Origin of the sequence: Microcoleus sp. bin48.metabat.b7b8b9.023, from assembly GCF_013299185.1 — a bacterium.
Classification (GTDB): Bacteria; Cyanobacteriota; Cyanobacteriia; order Cyanobacteriales; family Microcoleaceae; genus Microcoleus.
This window is the reverse complement of record NZ_JAAFKG010000037.1, coordinates 61304-77741: the sequence shown is the minus strand read 5'-3', so window position 1 is coordinate 77741 and position 16438 is coordinate 61304. Positions and strand designations below refer to the sequence as shown.

The following is a 16438-nucleotide window of genomic DNA, read 5'->3' as shown; positions in this document are numbered from 1 at the left end:
CGGTTTATCAAATATACATGGCTCGAAATAGATGCTTACTCTAGCTGGCAATCTCTTGTTTCATCTGTAGAAAAAATTCTTAAAGAGTTTGGAGATAATTATGTAATTAATTTTGCTTAACTACTTACGTACTTGCGTTTCAGCGCTCATGAGGGCGAGTGAACGCGCAACCACATACAAACTGGAAAATATCACCCGATCGCCCGATACATTCCCCCAAAATAGTTGTAGAATAGTATCATAAGGCACAGAAAAACATAAGGCGACAATGCACCGCTGACGATCGCCATTGACAAAGGATATTTCCCAGCAGAAGGATTGGATGTTAAAATCGAGCGGGGCTACGGTTCGTCAGACGCCATCACCAAAGTAGCAGCAGGTCAATTCGAGATCGGATTTGGCGATATTTACTCGATGATGGAGTTCAACGCCAAGAATCCCAACGATCCGGTAGTAGCAGTTGCAGTGCCTTACAATCGATCGGCTTTTTCAATTGTCAGCCTCAAGTCGAAGAACATTGCAGATCCTAAAGGATTGACAGGCAAAAAGCTAGGATCTCCACCAGGAGATGCACCGCGCAAACTGTGGCCGGTATTTGCCCAAACAGTAGGGGTGCAGCCCGACAGCGTAGAGTGGATTACAATGGAACCAAAGCTGCGGGAAACCTTACTAATTAAAGGCGATGTCGATGCAGTGAGCGGATTTGCCACAACCATCATCCCGGCATTAGAAAAAGCAGGCAAAAAGCCAGAAGATATAAACGTATTCTACTATAATGAGAACGGTCTAGATTTGTACGGAAATGCGATCGTGGTCAAAAAGCGTTTCTCGACCAGAATCCCGAAGTAGTCAAAGGATTTTTGAGAGCGTATTTTAAAGGACTGCAAGACACATTAAAAGATCCAGCAGCCGGATTGGAGTCGGTAGCGAAAGCGGGAGATAGCTTGATGGACAAAAACGCCGAAAAGCGCCGCCTGCAAATCGCCCTAGAAAGACTCTATATCTTTTCCGAAGTGGAAAAAGTTGGCTTGGGCGGAGTCGATCCAACTCGTCTGGAAGCGACAGCAAAACAAGTAGCAGGAGCCTTAAAAATAGAAGCTCCCCCAGTCAATAAGATATTTGATGAAAGCTACTTACCTCCTCTAGAGCAGCGAGCTTTACCTCCTGCTGCCGATCGCAAACCCTTGACTTAAAAACTGACTAAAGTCATTACTACAAACCGAAGTTTGTAGTGAGGACTTCAGTCCGCAAAAGGTTCGTAGTAAGGACTTCAGTCCTCAAAAGTTCGTAATAAGGACAAAGAGTCCTAAAAAGGTTCGTAGTAAGGACTTCAGTCCTCTCTTAATAATGACTAAAGTCATTACTACAAACAATTTGATTGAACATACATATTTACGGTGTGAGGATAATGTCTAAAATTTTGTATTCTCAAATCCTGCTGACAGCAACGCCAGCACTAATTTGTATGAGCCTGCTGCATTCTCCGGCAAGCTCTGCTGCGGAAGTTGTCGCTACAGAGACTCAAGAAGTAATAGCTTCGCCAGCCGACTTACCGCTGGTTGATGCCGCCCAGTCACAAAGTGCGTTAGCGAAGCCCGCCCCTACGGGGGCTACGCCAACGAAGAGGATCGCCCAAATTGAAACAGCGCCAAATCCCGCATCAACGCCAGAAATAATCGCTGATGCCAAACCACAAAAGCAAGAAAAACCCGAGAGTATTTCCCTCGCGACAAACAGCGAAAAAACAGCAGAAATTTCTCAAACTAACGATGTCAACCAGACAAATATAGCATCCGAAAAATCCACTAGATGGCCAGTTGCGCTAGAGCCAAATTCCACAGAGACAAAGCCTGCACAAATCCTAGAACCAACTGCCGATATTTCACCGGAACTAACAACAAACAAAAAATCGGAAGTCGCCGCAGCTTCCCAACCAAATAATCTGCAACCGGCAGATACAGCAACTCAAGAATCCAGCGAATCAAACCTCTTATCAGAATCAATTCAAACCCCAGAAAAACCAGCACCGACAAACATCACCCAAGTCCAGGCAGACAGCTTAGAAGCAACCAATCCTTCCGCCTCGCCGGAGATGGAACAAGTCACCTCAGTTTCTCAACTCAGCGACGTTAAACCCACAGATTGGGCATTTCAAGCACTGCAATCATTAGTTGAACGCTACGGCTGCATAGCTGGATATCCCGACGGCACCTATCGCGGAAATCGAGCCATGACTCGCTACGAATTCGCCGCAGGTTTGAATGCGTGCCTCGATAAAGTTGCTGAGTTGATAACAGCAGGAACCTCGAATTTAGTTAAAAAAGAGGATTTACAGAAACTCCAGAGACTGCAAGAAGAATTTGCCGCAGAACTAGCAACGCTGCGCGGTAGAATCGATATATTAGAAGCTCGCACGGCGAATTTAGAATCGAATCAATTGTCAACTACCACAAAACTCAATGCGACGGTTTGGTTCAACCTCACCTCAGCATTTCCGACAGGCGATATCACCGCAGAACGCAGCCGCACCGCCCCGGAAAGCCCCTTTGCTACCCCGACTCGCGATGCCAACAACCGACCGACTCGCGTTGAGCGCGGGCAGCCTGAAACTACTTTTAGTTACTACGCTTTCCTGACTCTAAATACTTCGTTTACTGGCAAAGATTCCCTCGTAACTCAGTTGGTTTTTGGCAACGGCAACTCGCCTGCAAACGAATTAGTTTCGGGTGGTTTTTACAACTCGTGGGGAAGTCCTTTTTTAGATCAAACTGGTGCGCCAACGGCTAATGCTGTGGGACTTCGCGAGATGTCCTACACGTTTCCCGTCGGAGATAAAGTCCAAGTTGCGATCGGGCCGCGATTGAATTATTATCGATATTTTGACGGCAACCGTTTCACATTTTTTCTGAAAGGGGCAACGAGTTTTAACTCGAACGGAAGTACACTGTTAAATGCAGTCGATCGCGGATCGGGCGCTGCTGTCACTTGGCAAGTTGCCAAACCGCTCAGGTTTACGGCTGCTTATATGGCTGAAAATACCGAATTTTTGAATCCTGCTGTATATAATACTGCTAGCAATCCCAGGGATGGTTTGTTCAACAGTTCCAACACGATGACAGCGCAGTTGGAATACGCCCCCAGCAATTCTTTCAATCTGCGGTTGCTTTACGCGCGATCGAGCCTCAAACCTTATAATGGATTTATTGGCGGTGCTGTGGGCGAACCGCTGCCTTACGGTTATGCGGATGACGGTTTTGGGGGAAGAGTTAGAGACTCCGGTGCCGATACTTTTGTGGTTAATTTTGATTGGTTGTTGAGCCGGAATTTTGGTTTGTTCGGGCGGTATTCCTACGGCCAGCTTGAGGTGAATCCGGTAAATCGCGATCGCTCTGGCGGAGACATTAAAGTACAATCTTTGCAAGTTGGAATGGGATTTCCGGATCTGGGAAAACAGGGCGCGCTGGGCGTGCTTTCATTTGTAGTTCCCCACGATTATATCTCGGGTCGCAGGTTTTTGCTCTCGGGCGGTGGCAATGGAGGTACTCAGTACGAGGTAGAGGGTTCGTATTATTACCCAATTACTAATAATATTGCGATCGTCCCGGCATTCTACGCTATCTTTAATGCCAACAACTTTGATGGCAATCCCACCGTGTTTGTGGGCAATCTTCGCACTCAGTTCAGCTTTTAAGCAAGGGGTGGAGGCGGGTTTATTTAGTGGGTGGGGGCGGGTTTATGAGATTATGAATCTGGGTCAAATATTATCGGTGAACCCGCCCCTACAGGATGGACGATCGTGGTTTTGGCGGGTAAATCTTAACTGAAATATTGCACCGTTTCCCATCCGCTGTAGGGGCGGGTTCACCAAGGAGTAAAAACGTAGCAAACAGGTTAAATAAACCCGCCCCCTCCCACGAATAGGCTCCAAATAACCCGCTTCACAAGGCGTGCAAGATGTCCGATGCAACCGAATTTCGCGCGCTTTCCCGACAGTCCTGCTACACCAGCGTCAATGTGATGTATCATTGAAAACGAGTCAGCCCAACCAAACTGTTATTTAACATAAACATCTTAGACATGAGGCTGAATCAAAAATTTTTAACAACAGTATTAACTCTAATTTTAACTTAAGGACAACTGACTTTGGGTCTTTCATTTCGCGCGATTCGCCGCACTCAATCTCTGCACGAACAGACTTATCAAGCTCTCCGAACTGCTATCCTGTCGGGGGAATTAGCGGCTGGAGAACGCTTGATCGAAACTCAACTGGCAGATATGCTCAACGTCAGCCGGACTTCGGTGAGAGAGGCTTTGTGCGAACTGCAACGTGAAAATTTAGTTACAGCAGATCCGCATCACGGATTGCGCGTCGCTACGCTGTCTATCGCAGATGCAGCGGATCTCTATGATTGTCGGATTGCTTTGGAACAGCTATCGGTGGCAGGGGCCAGCCAAAATGCTACACCGGCTCAAGTTCAACAATTGGAAGCGATTGTGTTGCAGGCAGAAAGTACGACATATTTGCGATCGGGCGAATTGACAAATTATCAATTGCTCTACGCTGACTGCCAATTTCATCGCTTGCTAGCCCAAAGTTCCGGCAATCCTTGGTTGGTAACTTTGTTAGATCAGGTATTTGACAAAATGATATTAGTGTGGCTTCGCACGATGGAATACAATCCCGGAGTATTGGAAATCCGCAGCGAACACCGTCGCATTTTTCAAGCTGTCAGCGAACAGAATGCAGCCGCAGCAGCCGCAGCAATTAAAGAACATTTAATTGCCAGTAAAGCGCGGGTAATTAAAGAAATTCAACAGATCGAACAACATCAATAATTTGAGATTGGGAATTGGGCATCGGGAATTGGGCATCGGGCATCGGGCATTGGTTATTATCAATAACCACTAACAAATAACCACTAACAAATAACCACTAACAAATAACCACTAACAAATAACTTATATGTCACAAAATTATCCGCGAGACTTAATCGGTTACGGGCAAAATCCCCCCGATCCTCAATGGCCAGATCGATCGCGCATAGCACTGCAATTTGTGATCAATTACGAAGAAGGTGGAGAAACCTGCATCCTGCACGGCGACGGTTCTTCGGAAACATTTCTGTCAGAGATTGTCGGCGCCGAACCCCTATCGGGACTGCGCCACATGAATATGGAATCCTGTTATGAATACGGCAGTCGGGCCGGTTTGTGGCGCCTGCACCGGATGTTTACTTCTCGGAAGATACCGGTGACTGTTTATGGGGTGGCAATGGCGTTAGAAAGGCATCCCGAAGCTGTGGCAGCGATGTTGGAGGCTGATTGGGAAATTGCCAGCCACGGCTACCGCTGGATTGATTATAAGTATTTTGGGGAAGAGGCGGAACGGGAACATTTGCACAGGGCGATCGCCATTCACACGCAAGTTACCGGCAGCCGTCCCCTGGGTTGGTATACGGGACGCACGAGCCCGCACACCCGCAAGCTAGTAGTGGAAGAAGGCGGTTTTCTCTACGATGCTGACAGCTATGCGGATGACTTGCCTTACTGGGTGTACGAGTGCGATCGGCCTCACTTGGTAATTCCTTATACTCTCGACAATAACGATATGCGGTTTGCGACGAGTCAGGGGTTTAACTCTGGGGATCAGTTTTTTGCTTACCTGCGCGATGCTTTTGATGTACTCTACGCCGAGGGCGAGACTGCGCCGAAGATGATGAGTGTGGGGCTGCACTGCCGCTTGGCGGGGAGGCCTGGGCGGGCGGCGGCTTTGGCGCGTTTTTTGGATTACGTGCAGCAGCATGAGAGGGTTTGGATATGCCGCCGCATTGATATTGCCCGACATTGGCTTGAATATCATAAACCGATGGTTTTTAAGAAGGACTGAAGTCCTTACTACGAACCTGGGAGGACTGAAGTCCTTACTACGAACCTGGGAGGACTGAAGTCCTTACTACGAACCTGGGAGGACTGAAGTCCTTACTGCGAACCGGCTTTGTAAGCGGCCCACCCACCCCGATCGGAAATATCTTCCCATTCGTATTTCTCCACTAACTCGCGGGGGTACAAAAAAGCCGTCAACACTTCTCCATCATCCAAAATTACATCGGATGGATACATATGTGGAGGTTCCCCGGCTGCAAGCTGTTCAAAGTCTCCGACAGTTAATTCGTACACTTCTCCCGGAATTGATACGCCTCCGGTAGCCACTTCGTAAATTGCAGGATGCCAGCCATTTTCTGCGGAGTGTAAGCGGTAAATCGGACGAGTTTTGGCTTCTCTAATGAACTTTGCATCTCCCAGATTGCTGTTGTCGGGCTGGCCCCGCAGGGCGGAACCGCAAATGAATACTCGTTTACTTACAATTGCTGTTTGACTCATATCACCCGATCGCTAAAAATGTACTTATTTCTACAGTTAAATCGCGGCGCTCGACTTTATTCTGTCTGCTGTGTTTTGCCCGGAGTAGTTTAGGCGCAACAGCCGATCGCCTTTTGTAAGCAAAACTACATTATTTTACAGATTTAACCTATCTAGGATACATTCTACAATAATTAGTTAAATGATTAATAATACAAGAGCGATCGCATCATTAAATTTACCAAAATAGGAGAATGTAACATGACAGTTAGGCTAGCACTTTCAGTCAACGGTTCGCGCCTCAACAGCAGCATTGCCCAACTCGCCCAAATCGGCAAACTGCCGGGAGGAGGCGTCAGTCGGGTAGCTTTTACCAAAGAAGATTTGCTGGCGCGCAAACTTGTTGAGTCTTGGATGCGAGAAGCAGGGATGACAGTTCGGATTGACGCGGCTGGAAATACAATTGGCAGATATCCCGGATTGCGCGAAGGTGCCGCACTAGCAACCGGTTCTCACATTGATACTGTTCCTACGGGGGGCCATTTCGACGGAGTTTTGGGAGTTTTGGCAGGAATTGAAGTTGTGCGGGTGTTGCGAGAAAACGGCCTGCGCTTGGAACACGCCATTGAGACGATCGTATTTACCGACGAAGAAAGCACCGTTATCGGCTGCAAAGCGATGGCGGGAAATACAGTCAACAACCCCGAATATTACCGTCGCAGCGATGGCACTTCCATCCAAACTTGTTTAGCACAAATTGGCGGAGATTGGTCGAAAATTGCGGAGGCAAAACGCCATCCCAAAGAAATAGCAGCATTTGTGGAACTGCACGTCGAACAAGGAGGTGTTTTGGAAAGTACGGGCGACTGCATAGGAGTAGTCAAAGGAATTGTCGGACAGTACCGCCTGGGAGTGAGAGTAACGGGCAGCCCCAATCATGCTGGATCGACGCCTATGCACGCCAGAAAGGATGCGCTAGTAGCGGCTTCCCAAATGGTACTAGCAGTCAACAAACTGGCAGTAGAAACACCGGGAGAACAAGTCGCAACGGTAGGTTACTTAACTGTGTGGCCGAATGCTACGAATACTGTGCCGGGAAAAGTCGAGTTTAAAATCGACTTGCGCGATTTGTCTGAATCTAATTTGGAACAGTTGTTAGCTAAAATGAAATTGGAGTTTCAAGCAATAGCCTCTGCCACCCAAACCGAAATCGAAATAAGTCAATTGCTGCACGTACAGCCAACACTAGCAGCACCAAAGATTCAGAATGCAATTGTAGAAGTTTGTCAAGAATTAGGGTTTAGTTACAGGCATTTAATTAGCCGGGCCGGACACGACGCCCAAGAAATCGGACGCTTTACCGATATGGGGATGATTTTCGTGGCTTCTCGGGGCGGCATCAGCCATGCAGAAGATGAGTATACTTCGCCAGAACAGTGTACTCAGGGGGCGAATGCGCTGCTGCAAACCTTCCTAAAGCTCGATCGGCTGTATGCAGAGGGCGATCGATTCATGGAGTTGTAAGGCATCATTAAAACGTGATAATAAGTGACTGCTGAGCATCTAAAAAATACGCCAATATTATCCGTTTCGAGATTTCAAGAAGGGTTAGCGATTGCCTCAAGGGCGATCGCCTTTGAGCAGCCGATGCCCTAATAGTTAAGCGGGGTGCGATCCTGCAACGAGTGCTTCGCTAACGTAGTTGTGATCCATACTACATATATTGTGTCTGCGTACATCCTGTTAGTTAAAAATTTTCCTGATAAGTTACCGAAAGAATAGTAATCTAGACAATAGTCTCGGCTAAATAATTTTTTGTTATGAAATTAAATCAGTCTGGTATTTCTAAATGGTTGACAATCCTATTTGCTAGTATTTTAATCACTTTCGCCTTGCCTTTGCTGGCTAGGGAGATTCAACTGCCGGGGAGTCGGTGGGTAGAAGTACGGCAAGTTAGGGGAAGCGTAACATATCAAGGCAGACCAGCAAAAGTGGGCGATCGGCTGACAGCAGCCGGCCAACAAATCTCCACAGGCAAACAATCTAGCGCGGTTTTAGCCGTAGACTCTGGCATCGCTACGATTAATGTAGCAGAATTAAGCACCGTCCAAGTTAAAGGTCTGTCCGTTGCTGTCGGCGGAGGTAAAGTTACCCTGCTGTCAGTCCCCGCAGGATTGGCAAGAGTTTCGGCCCGACGCTTGACTAACGCCAATTCGCGCCTAGAAATTAACAGCCCAGCCGGAGTTGTGGGCGTCAGGGGGACTGAATTCTCCGTGGGTGTTGGCCCAGAGGGAAAAGCCGCCACTGCCTTATTTGAGGGGAAGGTTGACGCTAGCGCTCAAGGGCAAACTGTGAAGATAGAAAAGGGCTATGCTTCCGTCACTTTTCCCGGCAATCCTCCCAGTCCACCCCAGGCATTCAAAGAAAATCTGAACTATGAATTGATCAGTTTATCAGCCATCAGTCCAGGCAAAGTTCGATGCGTTTGTACTGTCGATCCGCTGAATTTAGTGTATTTAAACGGCCAACCCTTAAAGATGGATCGAACAGGTAAAATCGACGAGGTAGTGCCGAGGCCAGCTAACTCTGACTACTGGCTAGTTGTTCGCAGTCCGGTAGGAAATGAGGTATCTTATGAACTCGGTGAAAGTTTAATTAAGAAATAGGTAATGACTAAATTAATCATCCCTCGTTTGCGAGTTTTTTTTGCCCGCAGCCAATCCTTACTGCCGGGATTTGCTGCTGCTATTATTTCCTTGGGTGCATTGCATTTGGATGCCTGGAAACCGCTGGAACAACTGAGTTCTAACAGCCTGTTTCAACTTCGCGAAAGTGGAATTTTACCCAAACCTATTTGGGATAAACGAGTGGTAGTCATTGCCATAGACGAAGCAAGTTTAACGAAGTTGGGGAGATTTCCATTTTCGCGCGATCGCTATACTAAATTATTACAAGCCCTTTCCCCTGCTAAACCCGCAGTCGTTGGTTTCGACATTATTTTTCCCGAAGCCAGTCCCCAAGATGACCAACTTGCAGACGCGATGAGTGCAACAGGTAATGTAGTGTTAGCTAAGGCTTGGGATGACAAAGGAAAACCTCTACCAACTGTACTAACTTTAGAAGCCGCAGCCGCCGATCGAGGTCATATTTTCCATAAGTCAGACACAGATGGAATCGGTCGTCAAGCCACGCTGTGGGTGCGAGATATTCCCTCCTTGGGAATTGCCATGCTGCGCGTTTACAACGCCGACAAGCAACCGCAATCTGGAGGGCTAGAAAAGTTTTTATCACCGCCGAATAACGGCAGTCTAGAATTTTACAGTGCAGGGATAAATTGGCCTGGAAAAACGCAATTTCTATCGACTTATTCGTTTGCTGATGTTCTGGAAGGTAAAATTACCCAAGATGCTTTTAAAGACAAATTGGTATTAGTAGGTACGACAGTAACAGGTTTAGATCCATTCCGGACTCCTCTCGATCGAATTCCACCAACCAACGGGATTTACATTCATGCCGCAGTTATTGATAACTTGCTAAATAACCGACTGCTGCAAGCTTTACCTGACTGGACAAGTTGGCCGATATTACTTTTAATTGGGCCAATTACTAGCGGGATATTATCGAAATTGGGAGCGAGGGGACGAATTGCGATCGCCCTCCTTCTCCCCCTAATTTGGTATGCAGTTTCTTTCTTGTTATTTACGTTTAATTCTTTACTAATTCCCATTGCTGCACCAATTGGTACGATCGTCTTAGCTGGAATTGGACTGCAACTGCGAGAACAACAAGAGAAACAACAATTAATGAGCCTGTTTGAAAAATACATGGCAAAAGAAACTGCTGAATTAATTTGGCAGCGCAAAGACGAAATATTTAAGAATGGTGAAATGCAACCGCAAGAAATGGTTGCCACCGTTTTATTTATGGATATTCGAGGGTTTACCAGCATTTCCGAGCAACTATCTCCGAGTGAATTGATGCCTTGGCTAAATGAATATTTAAATGCTATGAGCGAGTGTATTATGAATCACAGCGGCGTTATCGATAAATATATTGGTGATGCAATTATGGCAATCTTTGGCATTCCCTTTCCTCATACTAAACCTGAAGAAATTAAACAGGACGCTCAAAATTGTATTGCCGCTTGTTTGGATATGTCAGAACGATTGAAAGAATTAAATCAGCAATTTGAAAGGGAAGGAAAGCCAACAATTGAATTCGGAGTTGGTATTCATACAGGGTCGATTATTGCTGGAACTATCGGCGGCGGGAATCGATTAAATTTTTCGGTTTTAGGAGATACTGTGAATATTGCCGCCAGGTTAGAACCAATGAATAAAGATATTAAAGAAGACAATCCTTATCGGGTATTAATAACAGGAGAAACCTGGGATTTGGTGAGCGATAGCTACGAAGCAAAACCAGTTAAAAGTATTCAATTAAGAGGCAGAAAACAAGAAACAACGATTTGCGCGATCGTTGGCAAAAAATGAAGGCGATTTTCGTGGCTTCTCGGGGTGGCATCAGCCATGCAGAGATGAGTATACTTCGCCAGCAGAGTGTACTCAGGGGGCGAATGCGCTGCTGCAAACCTGCTGCTAAGGGCGATCGACTGTATGCTGTGTATGCTGCTAAGGGCGATCGATAATCTACTTCTCAAGCCATGTATGGTGCGTGACAGTGAATCAATTTGTGCGGTAGTAGAAAGCCTCAGCAGTCACGCACCGCAATATTATATGATAGCAGAGTTTTATCACCTAAAGTGGTATTAGTCTAGGACTATCGAGTTACCATATAAAAGATACAAGCCATCGTGGATATCAACCAACAAAAAGAACAATTTAGTAACACTTACCTGCAAGCCATCGCCAGCGTTGCAGGCTATTCTCTTTACTAACCATTTGTAGATGATGATAGCGTAGACTGGGGAATAGCCGCCAAAGGAGGGACAGGTAGCATCCGATCACCGCGCTTAGAATTGCAGTTAAAATCGACATCAAGAGATATTCGAGAAAATAACTCGCTCCGCTACCCCCTCAAACTCAAAAACTACGATGACTTAAAAATGGATGACTTCGCCATTCCCAGAATTTTAGTTGTAGTTTTAATCCCCGAAACAATAGAAGACTGGTTAACGCAGTCGGAAACAGAAACCTGCATGAAGGAATGCGGATATTGGATATCTCTGCGGGGAATGCCAGAAACACAAAACACCACCGCTGTCACAGTCACTATACCCAGAACCAATCAATTTACAGTCATCGCCCTTCAGTCAATTATGGAGGGGATTAGCCAAGGAGTTCAACCATGAAAGTCACATTCCAAGATAGCGAAACCCTCCAAACAGTCAACCTAAATCAAGTTAGAAATTACCTGCAAATTCACGGATGGAATGAAGACCAACCTTTCTTAGAAAATGCCATGCTTTGGCACAAATCTGTCGCCGGAGAGGAATTTGAAATATTACTCCCCAACCAACAAAATCTCGGAGATTATGCTGCCCGAATCCGGGAGACAATCGCAATACTAGAGTCCGTAGAAAGTCGATCAAAACTTGAAATTTTAGCAGACTTAATTACCGGGATTCCCAATACAACAATTCAGGGAGTTGTGATGCAAATCCACACTCCTAACGCTGACAAATTAAGTGGTGAGATTACCTTATTAGGTGTGATTGCTGACAAATTACAGAAAATCAAAACCGAACTTGCAGACAAAGATTATATCCTCGCCATCAAAGCTTATCAAGAACGCTTGCCTTTTCTATGTACGGGTGATTTAATCAAAGAGAATCAAGTATTTATTCTGAAAAATTCACGCAACTTTATCCTAGATGACCAATCGGAATGATTTAACCGCAGAGAACACAGAGGACACAGAGAGAGAATAGAGAGATTTATGTTAAGATAGCGGTTTTTTGCATCCAGGACTGATTATCATGCTTTTGTTCGACGATGCCCACTACTTTATGCCCTATGACAATATCCTGAAAAATCTTACTTGCCAAAACTCTAGCCAAATTAACAGGTACGGCATTACCGACCATTTTGTAGCCGTCAGCAATCTGCTTGTACTTAAAAACAAAGTCATCCGGGAAAGTCTGAACTCGCGCACACTCTCGCACAGAAAGCCGACGGTAAGGCTGAGGCGAATTCGGATCGAAAATGCGCTTGTCTCTGCCAACTAAAATCATTTTATTAGCTTGAGGATGCAGAGGCGCGTGTCTGCCGCTGGCCTGAATTGTAAAAGAAGGTTCACCCCAACTTCTAACTCGATTCCGCGACATATAAATGCTGGAAAATCCCAAATCTGCACATTCGTGATTCGCGACAGAATCGTGATAATTATCTAATTTACCCTTAACTAAAATTGGTTCAGCCTGCAAGTCAAAAATCGCATCTTGCAGTGTCAAAACCTCGGTTCCAGGTTCGGGAAACTCAAAACCAAAACCCATATCCTGACGATAACCAATCACAATCACCCTTTGCCTATCTTGCGGTACACCAAAATTTTTAGCATTCACCAACTTGAACGAAACCCGATATCCGATTTGCTCAAACTGCGATAATATATAAGTGAAAGCATCCTTGTTTCTGGGTGCTAAGATACCCATAACATTCTCAGCTAAAAAAAACAAAGGCTGCTTGTCTCGGACAATTCTGATATACTCCCAAAAAAGTTGACCCCGACTGTCATCAATCCCGCGTTTCGCGCCCGCCGCACTCCAACTTTGACAAGGAGGCCCGCCAATAATCCCAACACAGTCAGGAATTTCATCAGAATTAATTTTTCTGATATCTCTGCGATCTAAAATAGTGTCAGAATGGTTAAATTGATAGGTATCCCAAATCGATTTATCATATTCATTCGCCCAAACCGGATTAAACCCAGCCAAACGAAAACCCAAATCCAACCCACCACAACCAGCAAACAGAGAAATAATATTCATATTTATCAACATTTACTTTCTTTCTTTCCTTCTTCTTTCTTCCTTCGTGCCCTTCGCGCCTTCGCGGTTCGTAAAATGAAACCTCAATGAATGCAAACTCCATCCTCCAATCTTACCAACACTTCGGCGTCCACCTCGGCCTCGAAAGAATTCACCAACTCCTCGAAAAACTCGACAACCCCCACAAACAAGTACCCATTATCCACGTTGCCGGCACAAATGGCAAAGGTTCCGTTTGCGCTTATCTCTCATCGGTACTCGCAGCCGCAGGCTATCGAGTCGGGCGCTACACATCCCCGCACTTAATCGATTGGACAGAAAGAATTTGCATCAACCAAAAACCAATTTCTACAATAGCATTGCAAGACTGTCTTGAAAAAGTTGTCAGCGCTGCGGAAGGTAATACCGAAACTCCGACTCAATTTGAAATCATCACCGCAGCAGCTTGGCTGTATTTCGCCGAACAAAAAGCAGATATCGCGGTGATTGAAACAGGATTGGGCGGTAGATTGGATGCGACTAATGTTTGCGAAACTCCGCTTGTGAGTGCGATTACTTCTATCAGTCTCGAACACTGGCAAATCCTCGGCCCGACTGTCGCTGATATTGCTGGAGAAAAAGCGGGAATTATTAAATCAAAGTGTCCGGTAGTTGTTGGAGAATTGCCGGAATCTGCTAGATTAGTAGTAGAAAAACGCATTCAAGAATTAGACTGTCCGGTAGTTTGGGTAAAACCTGCGCTAGATTTAAAAGACGGATTTGTAGAATATTATCTAAGTCCAGAAATCGGCGTTAATTCGAGTTTATCTGCGGTTACAATAAGATATAAATTGCCATTGTTGGGACAAGTTCAATTAATGAATTCGGCGATCGCACTTGCCACTATCCAAACTCTCCAAAACCTAGGATGGCAAATCTCCCCAACCGCCATCGCCAGCGGAATCGCTCAAACCCAATGGCCGGGAAGACTTCAGCAGACAAGTTGGAAAAACCGCAACATCCTGATTGACGGCGCGCACAACCCCGCTGCTGCGATCGCCCTGCGCGAATACGTCGATAATCTTACCACTTCCCCGTCACCGATTAACTGGGTAATCGGCATTCTGGCGACGAAAGACTGCGATGATATTTTACAAGCATTACTCAAAAAGGGCGATCGGCTTTATCTAGTTCCCGTACCCGATCAAAACTCAACATCCCCCACAGAATTAGCCGCCATTGCGGAAAATATCTGCCCTGAATTAGCCGTCTGTCAAGCTTTTCCCGACTTAACCACAGCCTTAGATGCGGCTGTTACCGACGAAAACCTCACAATCCTGTGCGGTTCCCTTTATCTCGTCGGCTATTTTCTGCAACAACAATCTCAAACTTAAACTCATCAGGATTGTGTTTCTTCCTCAGTAAAAATCGGAGGCCATAATTCCGAAACTGGCAATTCCCAACCGGGAAAAAGCTCTGGTACTGTTAAAATATCGCCATTTGCTAAAATAGTCGGTTCACCAGTCGATCGATAAGATGTAATTAAAAAACTGGACAAGCTATCGGCTAATTTAGATAATGTATCGACAGATGTGGATAAGCTATCGAGAGATTCCGAGAAGTTTAACGATCGCTTTTCTAACTACGAGCAAGGAACCGAGTGGGTAGTGCAACTTGCTTTCACTTTAATTGCGAGTGCTACTATTACAGTGATAATCACTTCGGTGCTGCGGAAATAATTGAAAAATGGGCGATCGCACTTCGGTTTACTCGTTATCAGACAGAGTCTGGTAATGTAGATCTAGAGACTCTGCCTCAAATGTTAGGAATGGGTTCCCAAGCAGAGGCCGAGAATTTATCCAAAGCAACCGGATTTTTTATTCCTGCTGCCGGCGACAGCGAAGGATTATCGCAGAAACCCGGTTTCTGAATCTCCCTGCCTCCGGGGCTATTAGAGTGAATTTACCAAAATTTTTGGCTGTTTAAATACTGGAAATCCGTCAGGAGTTTTTACAATTTTTCCCTGTCGATCTCGTTCGACTTCCTGAAATACGTAATTGCCTGCTGCGTCTCGCATCAAACAAGGTTGTCCGCCAGCGATATCGTAAGCCGGAGGAGAGAATAAAACCATGTTTTGATTTTCGGCAATTTGTCCATTTTCATCGCGCAAAATCGGACAAGTAACCAATTTATCTTCCCCATCAATCACCCAAGAATTAGTAGCCGGATCGAGCAACAATTCCGGGTAAATAGGTTGACCATTAGATGACTTCAGCAATTCACCATTATCATTAACTAAGGGCATCAAAAAGATAGGTTTTCCTTGGGAATCGCGCAGGAGTTCATTAGTTTGGGGATGGCGAAGCGGAATTGCTCTCGGTGTAGGCAATTCCACATCAGGAAATTCGGGATGCGGCGGGTGCAAACTCGGTAATTCAGCATTAGTGGGAATGTCATAATGGCGAGTAAATTGCACGGCTGCTTTGGTAAATCCAGCCCGCTGTAACATAGCTTGAATGCCAGTTTGGTCAGCAGCAATTAATAAATCTATATCACTAACTTTCATAGTTTTAGCATGGTCGATCGCACTTTTAGCTAGCATTAGAATTGCTTCTGATTTCCGATGTTCTGGTTGAACGTACATTCCCAAAACTGAACCGACGCGGCGGGATTGAAAGGGATTTTCAATGTCGTGTTGTTGAGTCAAGTATTCGGGAAGACTAGCGGGCGGGGCTTCGTCATAATAATAGATAAATAGACAGCCGATGATGGCGTCACTGTCTTCTGATAACCAACAGAAACAAAGGGGTTTTTCGATTTGGTTGGTGACGTATTTTTCAAAGTCAAAGTTAGGTTTGACCAGCATTGAGGGGTCGATCGCTTCACGTTCAGCAGCGAATGCTTGCCAGAGGGGGGCGATCGCCTTTGCATCGGTTGCGGTGGCTAGACGGTAGCTGTAAGGGGCGATGGGGGCGATCGGCATGGTTGTGGCTGTCATCGGTTTTTGGGGGGTGAATTTGCTGCGAAGGTGAAAGCCTTCTATTGTGTATTGGGATTTTGCGGGGGATTTTTACGCAAAAGGCGAGTTTTTGTAATAAAAGTTAATATATGGGACTTACGATAGGGGTCTAGAAACCTTGTTTTTTACCA

Annotated in this window: 15 protein-coding genes and 2 pseudogenes; 13 read left to right on the top strand and 4 right to left on the bottom strand. The window is 45.8% G+C overall.

The window, feature by feature from the left end; all coding sequences use genetic code 11:
* The first annotated feature begins 276 nt into the window (after nt 1–276).
* From QZW82_RS20450 to puuE, 5 genes are all read left to right on the top strand, one after another.
* Nucleotides 277–849: an ABC transporter substrate-binding protein gene (locus QZW82_RS20450; protein WP_363318780.1), complete on the top strand. Its 573-nt coding sequence runs from the start codon at nt 277–279 to the stop codon at nt 847–849.
* Between the two features lie 11 nt (nt 850–860).
* Complete coding sequence (locus QZW82_RS20445) at nt 861–1193, top strand: hypothetical protein (RefSeq protein ID WP_293151930.1); 333 nt, start codon at nt 861–863, stop codon at nt 1191–1193.
* 215 nt (nt 1194–1408) lie between these two features.
* Nucleotides 1409–3691, top strand: coding sequence for an iron uptake porin (locus QZW82_RS20440; RefSeq protein ID WP_293151927.1), 2283 nt, complete (start codon nt 1409–1411; stop codon nt 3689–3691).
* 452 nt (nt 3692–4143) lie between these two features.
* Nucleotides 4144–4836, top strand: a complete 693-nt coding sequence (locus QZW82_RS20435) for a GntR family transcriptional regulator (protein WP_293151924.1) — start codon at nt 4144–4146, stop codon at nt 4834–4836.
* Between the two features lie 127 nt (nt 4837–4963).
* The gene (gene puuE, locus QZW82_RS20430; RefSeq protein ID WP_293151921.1) at nt 4964–5887 is read left to right on the top strand and encodes an allantoinase PuuE; all 924 of its coding nucleotides are present in this window, start codon (nt 4964–4966) and stop codon (nt 5885–5887) included.
* 92 nt (nt 5888–5979) lie between these two features.
* Here the strand turns inward: puuE and QZW82_RS20425 are convergent, their stop codons facing one another.
* A complete protein-coding gene (locus tag QZW82_RS20425) occupies nt 5980–6381 on the bottom strand; it encodes a gamma-glutamylcyclotransferase (RefSeq protein WP_293151918.1) in 402 nt (133 codons plus the stop codon).
* 240 nt (nt 6382–6621) lie between these two features.
* On the opposite strand from QZW82_RS20425, the gene QZW82_RS20420 reads away from it, so the two are divergent.
* The 6 genes and pseudogenes from QZW82_RS20420 to QZW82_RS20395 all read left to right on the top strand — a co-directional run bounded on the left by QZW82_RS20420 (nt 6622) and on the right by QZW82_RS20395 (nt 12210).
* Nucleotides 6622–7884, top strand: a complete 1263-nt coding sequence (locus QZW82_RS20420; protein WP_293151915.1) for a Zn-dependent hydrolase — start codon at nt 6622–6624, stop codon at nt 7882–7884.
* 296 nt (nt 7885–8180) lie between these two features.
* A complete protein-coding gene (locus tag QZW82_RS20415; RefSeq protein ID WP_293151912.1) occupies nt 8181–9026 on the top strand; it encodes a FecR domain-containing protein in 846 nt (281 codons plus the stop codon).
* Nucleotides 9027–9029: 3 nt separating this feature from the next.
* Nucleotides 9030–10853: an adenylate/guanylate cyclase domain-containing protein gene (locus QZW82_RS20410; RefSeq protein WP_293151910.1), complete on the top strand. Its 1824-nt coding sequence runs from the start codon at nt 9030–9032 to the stop codon at nt 10851–10853.
* A complete protein-coding gene (locus tag QZW82_RS20405; RefSeq protein ID WP_293151907.1) occupies nt 10850–11008 on the top strand; it encodes a hypothetical protein in 159 nt (52 codons plus the stop codon). The genes QZW82_RS20410 and QZW82_RS20405 overlap by 4 nt, the downstream gene beginning before the upstream one ends.
* 270 nt (nt 11009–11278) lie before the next feature.
* Nucleotides 11279–11671, top strand: a pseudogene (locus QZW82_RS20400) (DUF4365 domain-containing protein); the annotation flags it as partial.
* Nucleotides 11668–12210, top strand: coding sequence for a hypothetical protein (locus QZW82_RS20395; RefSeq protein WP_293151904.1), 543 nt, complete (start codon nt 11668–11670; stop codon nt 12208–12210). The pseudogene QZW82_RS20400 and the gene QZW82_RS20395, both read left to right, overlap by 4 nt.
* Before the next feature lie 46 nt (nt 12211–12256).
* Here QZW82_RS20395 and QZW82_RS20390 read toward each other — a convergent pair whose 3' ends face one another.
* Nucleotides 12257–13309 carry a DNA cytosine methyltransferase gene (locus QZW82_RS20390; protein ID WP_293151901.1) on the bottom strand — a complete coding sequence of 351 codons (1053 nt, stop codon included), beginning with the start codon at nt 13307–13309 and terminating at the stop codon, nt 12257–12259.
* Nucleotides 13310–13395: 86 nt separating this feature from the next.
* On the opposite strand from QZW82_RS20390, the gene QZW82_RS20385 reads away from it, so the two are divergent.
* A complete protein-coding gene (locus QZW82_RS20385; RefSeq protein ID WP_293151898.1) occupies nt 13396–14682 on the top strand; it encodes a folylpolyglutamate synthase/dihydrofolate synthase family protein in 1287 nt (428 codons plus the stop codon).
* A 5-nt stretch (nt 14683–14687) separates the two neighbouring features.
* On the opposite strand, the pseudogene QZW82_RS20380 reads toward QZW82_RS20385, so the two are convergent.
* Nucleotides 14688–14831, bottom strand: a pseudogene (locus QZW82_RS20380) (Uma2 family endonuclease); the annotation flags it as partial.
* Between the two features lie 117 nt (nt 14832–14948).
* Here QZW82_RS20380 and QZW82_RS20375 point away from each other — a divergent pair.
* Nucleotides 14949–15218 (top strand): hypothetical protein, encoded by a 270-nt coding sequence (locus QZW82_RS20375; protein WP_293151895.1) that lies wholly within the window; start codon nt 14949–14951, stop codon nt 15216–15218.
* Between the two features lie 21 nt (nt 15219–15239).
* On the opposite strand, the gene QZW82_RS20370 is transcribed toward QZW82_RS20375, so the two are convergent.
* On the bottom strand, nt 15240–16286 hold the full coding sequence (locus tag QZW82_RS20370; protein ID WP_293151892.1) for a GNAT family N-acetyltransferase: 1047 nt from the start codon (nt 16284–16286) through the stop codon (nt 15240–15242).
* Nucleotides 16287–16438 lie beyond the last annotated feature (152 nt).